This window comes from Chryseobacterium sp. VD8, from assembly GCF_037149975.1.
Taxonomy (GTDB): domain Bacteria; phylum Bacteroidota; class Bacteroidia; order Flavobacteriales; family Weeksellaceae; genus Chryseobacterium; species Chryseobacterium indicum.
Map to the genome: position 1 here is coordinate 1 of NZ_JBBCQL010000149.1, position 11,417 is coordinate 11,417.

Here is an 11,417-nt window from a genome sequence, read left to right on the forward strand (position 1 = left end):
CTTTCCTTATATCTGGCAGAACAGCTTAAAGAGCGAAAAAGAGCGCAGGATAACATCAAACGTCAGGAAGAAAAATACCGCAACATTATTGCGAATATGAATCTCGGACTTATTGAAGTGGATAATGATGAGATTGTACGCTATGCAAACCAGAGTTTCTGCAACGTTTCAGGCTTTGAGCTGGACGAAATTATCGGTAAAAATCCTTCGCAGCTTTTTGTACAGGGTGAAGCCAATCTGGAATTTATACAGGAACAGATTGACCTTAGAGAGAAAGGAATTTCCAGCGTTTATCAGCTTCCTATAAAAAATAAAAGAGGCGAGCTGAGATGGTGGGCAATCAGCGGTGCACCCAATTATGACGATCACGGAAATCTGTTAGGCTCCATAGGTATTCACCTTGATATTACAGACCAGAAAAAGTTGGAAGAAGATCTAAAACAGGAAAAATCTAAAGCAATTGAAGCTTCCAAGGCGAAAGAGGTATTTTTAGCCAATATGAGTCATGAAATCAGAACTCCGCTTAATGCCATCATCGGTTTTCTCCGGGAACTTAAAAGGCTTGATCTTACAACAACCCAGAATCAGTTTGTAGAAAACAGCTTCAACGCCGCGCAGCATCTTTTATCCATCATTAACAACATTCTGGATATCTCCAAAATAGAATCCGGCGAAATGTCTCTGGATAATACTGTTTTTTCGCTGAAGGAATGCATCAGTAATATCATCAGTATTCTTCAGCCCAAAGCAAGACAGAAAAAAATAATGCTTAAAGCTAAATTTTCTGATGATCTTTTTTCAGAATTCAAAGCCGATGCCCTGAAAATAAAACAGATTTTGTACAATATTATCGGAAATTCCCTAAAATTTACAAACGTAGGAGAAATACGGGTAGAATGCAATGTCATAAAAGATTTCCCCAACCATCAATCTCTTCAGATCTGTATTATTGATACCGGAATAGGAATGAGCGAAGAATATGTAAAGCAGATCTTTAAGAAATTTAATCAGGAAGACAGCTCTATTTCCAGAAAATACGGAGGAACCGGTCTCGGAATGGCAATTACCCGGGAACTTATCTACCTGATGAAAGGAGAAATTAAAATTAAAAGTAAAAAAAATGTAGGAACTGAGATCAGTATTTTTCTGGATATGGATAAAAGTAAAGAAAAAACAACATTGAAAAACATTGAAGTAAAAGAACATGTTTCCATTGAAGGAACCCGTGTTTTGCTGGTGGAAGACAACGAACTTAATCAGCTTGTTGCCGAAAATTCTCTTACCCACTTCGGATGTGAAGTTACAAAAGCAGATAATGGCAGAAGAGCCATAGATATTCTTTCGAAACAGCAGTTTGATATTATTTTAATGGATATTCAGATGCCCGAGCTCGATGGTATTGAAGCCACCAAAATCATCCGTAAAGATTTCAGGCTTACCACACCCATTATTGCGCTTACAGCGAATGCCTTTAAAACAGAAATAGACAACTGCATTGCTGCCGGAATGAACAGCTATATCACCAAACCCTTTGATGAGGATGAGCTTCTGAAAGTAATTTATAAAAATATTAAAATGCAGAATACCCCGGAAACCAATGATTCAGGAGCAGAAAAAGCACTTTATGACCTTAAAAACATTCAGGCTTTAAGTAGGGGAAATGAAGATTTCATTCAAAAAATGCTTTCCATATTCATTACTCAGACGCAGCAGACGATTCCTTTGGTAGAACAGGCGTTCGAAGAAAAAAATTATGCAGAAATATCACGTCTTATTCACAGAATAAAACCAAGTATAGAAGGAGTCGGCATCTACTCCATCAAAGAAACCGTAAAAGAACTTGAGGTAAAATCTAAAGAACAACAGACAGATTTTACGGAGCTTTACACCATGTTCTTAGAGGTGAAGAACACGCTTTCCACCGCCATAGAGCAACTGGAAAAAGAAATAACATAGTTTTATTCCAAAATATGGAAAGTGTCTTTATTTTGGAATTTAAACAATTAAATAAATACTGATTATCAACAACTTAAATAAAGGCACGGTAATCGCGTTATCATTATCAAATAAAAGAGATGGAAACAAATAACAAAAAATTGAAATTTTTTATTGTAGATGATGACAGATTTTGTGCTACAGTTTATGAGCAGTATTTAAAGAATAACCATTACGAAGATATTACCTCATTCAGCAGCGGAGAAGAATGTCTGGACGAGCTTTACCAGAAACCCGATATTATTTTTCTGGATCACAACATGGAAGATCTTAACGGCTTTGAGGTTTTAAAAAAGATAAAAAGATACGATCCGAACATTTACGTAATCATGGTTTCTGCGCAGGAAAATATAGATACCGCAGTAAACGCCCTGAAGTACGGAGCATTCGATTACATCGTAAAAGATGCGGATGTATGCGATAAAATGACGGATACAATAGAGAAAATATTAAAAATTAAAGAAGAAATGTCTCAGAACCAACGGAAAGGTTTTAGAAAATTCTTTACAGTTTTATTTTAAATCTTATGTTAAAAAAACTCACACTATCATTCTTTTTCCTGATGCTTCTGGTATCCTGTAAAACGTACAATGTACTTGAAGAAGAGCAGGCTACCCGAAATATGCAGGATTTCAGCTATGATCCGAATTACGAATACAGAATCCGTAAGGACGATAAAATTACGCTTTCCGTTTGGGGTGAAGATGATTTAAGTGTGGGCTCCGTGTACGGAATTTACAATTCTAATGAAGTATACGGAAAATGGCTTCTGGTAGACATCAACGGAAATATAGAAATTCCAAAATTGGGAACTACTCCAGTTGTAGGAAAATCGGTTCCGGAGCTGAAGGAAGAAATAAAAACAAAGCTTAAAAAATGGCTGGTAAATCCTATCGTGGATGTAAAGGTTCTGAATAAAGAGATTGCAGTGATGGGTGAAGTGAGAAACCCTGCTGTAATTCAGGTAGATAAAGACCAGAATACCTTACTGGAGCTGGTTTCCAAAGCGGGAGGATTTGAAATGTACGCCAATTTAAAATCAATTAAAATTCTGCGGCAGGAAGGGGAAAACGTTCGCGTAACCAATATTGATCTTACCAAAATGAAAGACGTTCCCAACCAGAATATCCTTCTTCATCCGGGAGACTACATCATTGTTCCTTCCAAGAAAAGTAAAGATTTCGATAAAAGAATTTCAACCATTATTCCTTTCGCAACCGTTACTTCCGCAGCAGCCATCCTCATAGGATTATTATAAAACTTATATTACCATGAACAACGAGAATGTAAGATTTCTGAAACCGCTGTTACGAGGATTTCCTATCGTCGTTCTCGCAATGATTATTGCGGTTTTGGCAGCAAAAAAGTACCTTAACTATGTAACACCCATGTACGAAAGTACTGCAAAACTGAAACTTGCAGATACACAGGAAGGTGTACCAAGTGCAAATCTCTTTAAAGATTTCGACGTTTTTGCTACCCCAAATAAGATAAGCACAGAAATTGAAGTTCTTAAATCTACATCTTTAATTGAAAAAACACTTGAAAAACTACCCTTTTCCACTGAAATTTACAGAAAAGGAAAAGTACGCTCCGTAGAACTCTTTAACGATTCTCCGATAAAAGTTGAAGGATTTTTAACAGATGAAAAAAATTACGATAAAAAATTCAGCATCCACGTAACATCAACCCAGAATTTTACGATAGCTGCTTCCGACTCCACAAAAGAAATAAAGGGAACTTTCGGAACGCCCACAGATATAAAAGGAGGGAAAATTCTCGTTACTAAAAACGACAGCCTGCTTCAGGCTAAACCTGCTGCTAAAATCATCGATCATTATGAAGTTGAATTCCTGAGCAGAGAAAAACTTTTGGACAAGATAAACAATAATCTTGATATTGTTTCGGTGGATAAAGACGTTCCCGTCATCAGAATCAATTATAAAAGCAACGTTCCGGAAAAAGCCAGTCTTCTCGTGAACACACTTGCAGAAACATATATTGAAGATTATATTGAAAATAAATACCGTGCTGCCAATACAACCGTAGATTTTCTTAAGGGAGAAATCGGGCAGGCAAACAACAAACTTAGCGATGCAGAAAACCGCATCGAAAACTACAGAGACAGAAAAAATATCATTAATATACCGCAGGAAACAGAAACCGATCTCAGAAAGATCTCTCAGCTTAAAATCCAGAAAAGCAACCTGAAAATGAATCTGGATGCGATTAAAAATCTCAACAGCTATATTTCTGAGGGAAAAGACAATTATCTTGAACTTGCCCCAAATTTTGAAGCGTTCAACGACCTTCTTTCTACGGAAATGATTAAAAATATGAAGCTGCTTCAGGCTGAAAAAAAAGAACTCCTGCTTACTTATACGCCCGAACATGAAAAGGTAAAAGTAATTGATGCTAAAATTAAAGATCTTACTGATTATCAAACAGAAAGCATAAGAAATACACAGAGAAATTTACAGATTAAGTATAACGATATCGACCGCGACATCCAGATTGCAGAACAGGCTTTTATAGGTCTGCCTGAAAAGGAAAAACTGCTGAACATCATGAACCGTGAGTTTAATCTTTACGAAAAGAATTATAATTTCCTGAACGAAAAAAGAATAGATGCAGAAATTGCAAAAGCGGCAAAAATTTCTTTTCATAAAATTATTACAAAAGGGGAACTTCCTAAACAGCCGGTTTCACCGATGCGCTCCATCATCATCATTGTTGCAGCCATTATGAGTATGATCGGGTCTATTGCGCTGATCTACGCTGTACATTTTGCAAAAGCCAAAGTAAATGATGTGTATACCATCGAAAAAAACAGCACCATTCCTGTTGCATTTACAACCACTTTTATTAAAAACAGGGAAAACATAATGCATCACTTTCTCGAGAACGTATTGGAAATGGAACTGAAAGAAATTATTAAAGATAAAAATCTCATCTGCATCACTTCATATGATAAATCGAAACAGCATTTGTTTCATTCAAAAAATATCATAAAAGCTTTGCAGGCACAATCCAGAAAAGTACTGGTAATTGATGTAGCTGGAAATTTAGAAAATATTGAAAACATCGATTATATCGACTTTTCAGAAGAAAAAAATTTAAGATTAACTTCCACGGATATTGAAAATCTGATCCGTGAAAGAATGACTGGAAACGAAATCTGCATCATCAATAACCAGTCGATAAAACAAGGAAAACTTCCTTTATTATTCCTGAAAATGGCAGATCAGAATCTTTTTGTTTTAGACAGCCGAAGAACAGCCGAAAAAACAATTATGAACGTAGAACTTCTGAAGGATGAATACAAACTGACCAATCTGTGGTTTGTTCTGAATAAAGAAGGCTACAACCCGAGTTTAATGACCTCTATTAAACGTTTTATTAACAGAAAAAGATCGTGAAAAAGCTTACAGAAATATTTCGCAGACCCACATCTCTGGTTTTCGCAGACCAGCTGATTTTCAGCGGAAGCAATTTTCTTCTGACGTTTTTACTTGCCCGAAAACTGAATATTTCAGATTTTGGTCTGTTTTCGTCTGTGCTTTTGGTTACGTATCTTTTGGTAGGCATCTGCAACGCCATTGTGGTACAGCCTTTCCAGATTCTGGCAGCAAAAGAATACAGTAAAAAGTCTCTGGGCTTCGTTTTTCAGGCAGCAGTACTTTTAATTCTTATTTTTGCTGCTCTTATTTCTGCTGTTAAATTTATACCGGTTTCGGCACTGTCATTTATTAAAGAGAATACAGTGGCAATCATTGTTTTTGCAGCAGCGTATGTTTTTCAGGACTTTATGAGAAAAGTTTTACTTACGATAGACCGCATACAACATGTACTTTTTATCGACAGTATTTTTCTCCTTGTTTTTCCTTTAATATGGTTTGAAAACAGTCTCGATTTAGGAAAAAGCCTTCTGATTATAGGAATTGTTAATGTCATTGCTTCCATTCCCGGAGTTTGGTATGGTCTGAAAAATGCAGCATTCAGCTTCAGTAACGCTTCCCTGTTTCATTATCATTTTACAGAAGGAAAATGGCTTTTAAGCGCTTCTATAGTTCAGTGGTTTTCGGGTAATTTCTTCACTCTGGCTGCGGGAATATATTTAGGAGTCAATGCTTTAGGAGCTTTAAGACTGGTTCAGTCATTTTTCGGGGTTATTAATGTCATTCTTCAGACCGTTGAAAATTATTACCTTCCGAAAACAGCGAAGCTTCATTATCAGGACAAAAAAGAAGAAAAAAAATCACTGCTTTTCAGTATGTCGAAAGGAATGATGGCTTTAGGGATTCTGATCATCGGTTTCTTTATTTTTTCGGAACCATTAATTACGTTATTGGGCGGAGAACAATACAAACAGTATGGTTTTGTAATTAAACTGGTTTCGGTACTATATGTAGTGATTTTGTACAGCTATCCTACCCGACTTTCCATAAGAGTTTTAGAACAGAATAAAGCTTTTTTTACAGGATACTGCATTTCGTTTGTGTTTTCATTACTCAGTTTTCATTTTTTACTGAAATACGGAGCACTTTACGGCGCAGTTGCGGGACTTGTGATTAACCAGATTTTAATGATCGTGTACTGGAAAATTTTACTTAACAGAAAACAGATTTCAGTATGGGCATAGTACATTTGATATTAGGAAAAGCAAACCCTGAAAAGATGAACGGCGTAAATAAAGTCGTTTATAATATCGCGACAAAACAGGCCGAAAATAAACAGGATGTAGAAGTTTGGGGAATCTCTGAAAATACTGAGGTTAATTACCCCGAAAGAAACTTTAAAACGAAGATTTTTAAGCGGAAAAAAAATCCTTTTTCCATTCCGGAAGATCTTCAAAAAGAAATTATAAACAGCAACGGATCTACGGTTTTTCACCTTCATGGCGGATGGATCCCTGTATTTTCGTCCTTAAGCAGATTTTTACGAAAACACAAATTCAATTATATAATTACGCCCCATGGAGCGTACAATGCTGTCGCAATGCAGAAAAGTATAATCACAAAAAAGCTTTACTTCGAGTTTTTTGAAAAAAGCGTCATCAAAAATGCTTCAAAAATTCACTGCATTGGCGAAAGCGAGATGGAGGGTTTACAGTCGATTTATACAACCCGAAAAGGTACTTTGATTCCCTATGGATTTGAAAGGATAAAGGATGAAGTCTGTTCTAATCCGTACAAAGAAACTTTAATTTTCGGTTTTATCGGAAGGCTGGATATTTACACAAAAGGTCTGGATCTGCTTGTGGAGAGTTTTGCTGAATTTTCTAAAGCGGATCCTTATTCTGAATTGTGGATTGTGGGCGACAGCGATGAAAAAGATGAACTTCGTCAAAAAATAAAAGCACTGGGAATTGAAGATAAAACAATTCTTTTCGGAAGTAAATTTGGAGAAGAAAAAAATGATCTTCTGAAAAAGATGGATATTTTTGTGCATCCTTCCAGAAACGAAGGATTGCCGGTTTCCGTAATCGAAGCCGCAAATTTCGGCAAACCCTGTATTGTTACAAAAAATACCAATATCGGCTATCTTGTTGAACAATACAATGCGGGAATCAATATTCCTTCACCTAAGACAACGCTTCTTACCAAAGCATTTTTCGATATTTCCAAAATATGGAAAGATCAGCAGAATTATGAAAAGATCTGCGGAAATGCAGTGCAAATGGTAGAAGAAGCTTTCGACTGGAATAGAATTCTTCATGAAATGAATACCAAACTCTATAACTGCTGAAAATGGAAACTCTACCTCTTCATCATCAGCAATTTCTTAAAAAGCTGAACAATCAGCTCTTCATCATTCTTCTGCTTATGGTGGCATGTTTTTTTACATGGAGCGAAAATGTAAACATTACACGAGCCATAAAAGTTGTCGGGAGAATGGGCGTTATGATTTCTTCTATTCTCATTTATTTTAAGATCATCCGATACGGAAGCATCAATTCTCTGGAATACAAAAACATATTTTCGCCGATTTTATACATCTGCTATTTAATTTTGGGATTCATTTCATTTTCGTGGAGTACCAATCCGGGATTCAGTGCGTTACAATGGTTTATGACCTTTCAGAGCTTTGTTTTTGCTTATTTTTTCGTAAAAAGTCTGAAGGTTTTAGACGTTTATTTTGAAGGTCACAACATCAGATTATATCATCTTCTGGGAAACACCGTTTTCGTGCTTCAACTGGTTTTCGTCATCGGAATGTGGATTAATCCCGATGTATTTTTCCGGTTAACCGACGGTGGCGAAGAAGCCAGACTGGGCGGAACAATGATGAATCCCAATGAGCTTGGAATGCTCGCAGGAGTAGGTTCTGCATGTCTTATTTTTGATCTTTACCGTTTCAAAAAGAAAGTCTGGACCATCATAAAAATTATGGTGATTCTGTATGCCTTATTTATGACCGGATCGCGATCTTCCCTGATCGGCGTTTTGCTGATCGTATTTTTTCACATCAACCAGACCAAACAGAAGACCCTGAAATTTGCCATTATTGCGCTTGTTGCCATGGTTGCACCTTTTGCGGTATACACCGTTATTCTGAAAGGTGGAGATCAGGAAAGGCTGGAAGAAATCATGAGTCTTACCGGAAGGCTTCCTTTCTGGCAGGCTTTAATTACAGAAGGTTTACCAAGAGAGCCGCTTTTGGGCTTTGGCTTTATGAGGATCGATTACAAGGAGTTTTTCCAGAGCGCACATACCTATCCGGGAAAAATGACGCACAACACTTTTATGCAGGTTCTGATGAATCTTGGATTTATCGGGTTTACCATTGTACTTTTTCAGGTATTTTTTACTGTAAAATCGATCTTGTCTGAACAGAAAGAACTGAAACTGATGCTTATCGGCATTCTCATTCCTATCGTTATTAATTCCTTTACAGAATTCGGGATTTTTGGAGAGAGTAATTATGGGATCATGTTCTATCAGATCATTATATTTTCTATTGCATTCCGCAACAATAATCATCTTACAAGATGGCAGAAAATTATCCTGAAGAAGAAAAGACCGGATCTATTTGCTGATTAAAATTCCACAGGACAGTTCCATTTTCCAGATTCTGGAATAAAAATCAAATTAAAAATAATATAACTTGCTGATTATAATCAATTTGAAATTATGGCAGATATTTTTATACTATTTTGGTATATAAATAATCATCATGAAAACATTATTTAGAAATACAGGGTACAAACTATTTACAAAACAGGAAAAGAACAGTAAAAAGATTTCTTTTTCTTACATAAAAAATCCTGACGGAACAGTAAGATGGTTTTGGAACTCAGATTCCGCAAAGCCGTTATTTCTAAAATTTTATAATGCGGCTACTCCGAAAGCAAAACTTTTTGAACTGTTGGTAAAAACTGTTTTTGCACTACATCTGCAGAGAATTGTTTTTAAGAAAGAAACACTCTATTATGTAAAAAATGGTCAGCCAGTTTTTGATATCGAAAACGACTGGGCAATTTTTACGGGAACAGTAGGCCCGAACAACAAAGCGCTTCTGTACAGTGGAGGATACTTTTATAAAATTGCAGAAACGGAAACAGCAAAGAAACTCATTGCTACGGAAAACAAAAACGTGAGAAAAATTATTTCGGGCAATATATTACAGGTTCCTGAAGCTTCAATGATCAGTGAAAATATTCTTCGGTTATCGGATGTTTCAAACAAAGGAATTCGTGAAAACGCTTTTACCGGAATTCATGCGGAAGCCGTAAAAAAGATTGCAGCACACCATGAAAGAAGCGTAAAAATATCGGAATGGAAGTATTTTCAAAGTGTAAAAGAACAGTTTTTAATAATTGAAGATGAAAGAATTCCGAAAAATATCATCCGAAAGATAAAAGCAATTTTAAGACATACTGATGAAGAAGAAAACATTAAAGTTGCATTTTCTCATGGAGATTTTACCTCGTGGAACTGTTATATAAAAAATGGAAAACTTGCTGTTTATGACTGGGAGCTGTCTTCTACAGAAAAGCCAAAAGCGTTTGATTTCTTTCATTTTATTATCCAGAACGGAATTTTAATCCAGAAAAAAAGCTGGAAAGAAATTTATGCAGAGATTGAAGAAAAAAATAAAATTACCTTCCGGTTCAGCGAAGCCGAACTTCAGAACTATCTGAAGTACTATCTTCTGACCAATACGCTGTCTTACCTTACCATTTATGCTGCACAGGAAGAATGGCATCTTCAGATTCACTGGCTGTTAAAAACATGGAATGAAGCTTTAAATATCATTCTAAAAAACTACTCTACCGAAAGAGAACTGGTCATTTTAGATACTTTCGATGCGCTTTATCACACAGATTATGCGGCTTTGAAATTCCACAGTGAAGAACCTGAAAAACTGAAGCTGAATTCTGATATTGATCTGATTATTTCTTCTGAAAACGCGCAGAAATTAGTCAGCTATTTATCCGGACACAGCCTTGTAAAGAAAGTTTCAACAGTAAAGAAGTCTTTCATGCAGGCGGTAAGAATTGTTACCCTTCAAAACGAGATTCTTAATCTGGATCTTATCCATCAGGTAAAATGGAAGCATATTCAGATTATGGATATTTCTAAAATTATGGAAAACAGAAGGAAAAACAGATATGGCGTTTATAAAGTTTCAGAAAAAGACACTGCCCGATTTATTGATCTTTTTTACAGTCTGAACGACGCAGAAATTCCTGAAACATACGAGAAATTTGTTTCAGAACATTTAAAATCAAACAAAATAACCGACAGAGAACTCACGATTAAAACACTGAAAATGAAGAATTACAATAAAGGATTCTGTTATTTTAAAAATACATTTCATTATTTAAGAGATTCCTTTTCGGAAAAAGGCTTCATCATCACATTCAGCGGTGTGGACGGAGCAGGAAAATCCACAGTGATCTCGGAGGTTTCCGAACTGATTGAAAAACGCTACAGAAGACCTGTAAAAGTACTGAGACACAGACCTTCCCTGCTTCCCATTCTGAGTGTATGGACCAAAGGAAAGGAAAAAGCACATGAGGACGCGGTAAATTCTTTACCCAGACAGGGAAACAACAAAAACTCCCTTTCTTCCTTATTAAGATTCGGATATTATTATACAGATTATATTTTAGGACAATTTGTTATATACACAAAATATGTTTTGCGGGGAAAAATAGTTTTATACGACAGGTATTATTTCGATTTTATTGCCGATGCAAGAAGAAGCAACATTCAGCTTCCGAAATCCGTAACGGAGACAGGATATCATTTCCTGATGAAGCCGGAATTCAACTTCTTCCTGTATGCTGCGCCTGAAAAAATACTTAGTAGAAAAAAAGAACTTTCGTATCATTCGATTTGTGACCTTACTTCAGAATACAGTTCCCTTTTCTCTAAACTGGAAAGAAAGAACCAGAGAGTGAAGTACTTAGCAAT

General features: G+C 36.1%; 8 protein-coding genes. All 8 read left to right on the forward strand.

The genetic code is table 11. The annotated features are described in order from the left end of the window. The coding region (locus tag WFK35_RS15285) for a response regulator (RefSeq protein ID WP_336733324.1) at window positions 1–1,956 on the forward strand (1,956 nt) is incomplete at its 5' end. 119 nt (window positions 1,957–2,075) lie between these two features. Beyond that, window positions 2,076–2,516 carry a response regulator gene (locus WFK35_RS15290; RefSeq protein ID WP_214589538.1) on the forward strand — a complete coding sequence of 147 codons (441 nt, stop codon included), beginning with the start codon at window positions 2,076–2,078 and terminating at the stop codon, window positions 2,514–2,516. A 5-nt stretch (window positions 2,517–2,521) separates the two neighbouring features. Further along, on the forward strand, window positions 2,522–3,253 hold the full coding sequence (locus WFK35_RS15295) for a polysaccharide biosynthesis/export family protein (RefSeq protein ID WP_214589537.1): 732 nt from the start codon (window positions 2,522–2,524) through the stop codon (window positions 3,251–3,253). Window positions 3,254–3,266: 13 nt separating this feature from the next. Then, window positions 3,267–5,414, forward strand: a complete 2,148-nt coding sequence (locus WFK35_RS15300; protein ID WP_336733325.1) for a GumC family protein — start codon at window positions 3,267–3,269, stop codon at window positions 5,412–5,414. Then, entirely contained in the window at window positions 5,411–6,637 is a 1,227-nt protein-coding gene (locus tag WFK35_RS15305; protein ID WP_336733326.1) for a lipopolysaccharide biosynthesis protein, read from the forward strand. The genes WFK35_RS15300 and WFK35_RS15305 overlap by 4 nt, the downstream gene beginning before the upstream one ends. Beyond that, a complete protein-coding gene (locus tag WFK35_RS15310; protein WP_336733327.1) occupies window positions 6,628–7,743 on the forward strand; it encodes a glycosyltransferase family 4 protein in 1,116 nt (371 codons plus the stop codon). The genes WFK35_RS15305 and WFK35_RS15310 overlap by 10 nt, the downstream gene beginning before the upstream one ends. A gap of 2 nt (window positions 7,744–7,745) precedes the next feature. Next, window positions 7,746–9,038 carry an O-antigen ligase family protein gene (locus WFK35_RS15315; protein WP_235130988.1) on the forward strand — a complete coding sequence of 431 codons (1,293 nt, stop codon included), beginning with the start codon at window positions 7,746–7,748 and terminating at the stop codon, window positions 9,036–9,038. Between the two features lie 133 nt (window positions 9,039–9,171). Then, window positions 9,172–11,417: hypothetical protein (locus WFK35_RS15320; RefSeq protein WP_336733328.1), on the forward strand; the 2,246-nt coding region annotated here is incomplete at its 3' end.

Excerpts from the sequence above, each read along its gene's own strand:
- WFK35_RS15310 (WP_336733327.1), top strand. The coding sequence starts at position 6,628 with ATGGGCATAGTACATTTGATATTAGGAAAAGCAAACCCTGAAAAGATG.
- WFK35_RS15290 (WP_214589538.1), top strand. The coding sequence starts at position 2,076 with ATGGAAACAAATAACAAAAAATTGAAATTTTTTATTGTAGATGATGAC.
- WFK35_RS15300 (WP_336733325.1), top strand. The coding sequence starts at position 3,267 with ATGAACAACGAGAATGTAAGATTTCTGAAACCGCTGTTACGAGGATTT.
- WFK35_RS15315 (WP_235130988.1), top strand. The coding sequence starts at position 7,746 with ATGGAAACTCTACCTCTTCATCATCAGCAATTTCTTAAAAAGCTGAAC.
- WFK35_RS15295 (WP_214589537.1), top strand. The coding sequence starts at position 2,522 with ATGTTAAAAAAACTCACACTATCATTCTTTTTCCTGATGCTTCTGGTA.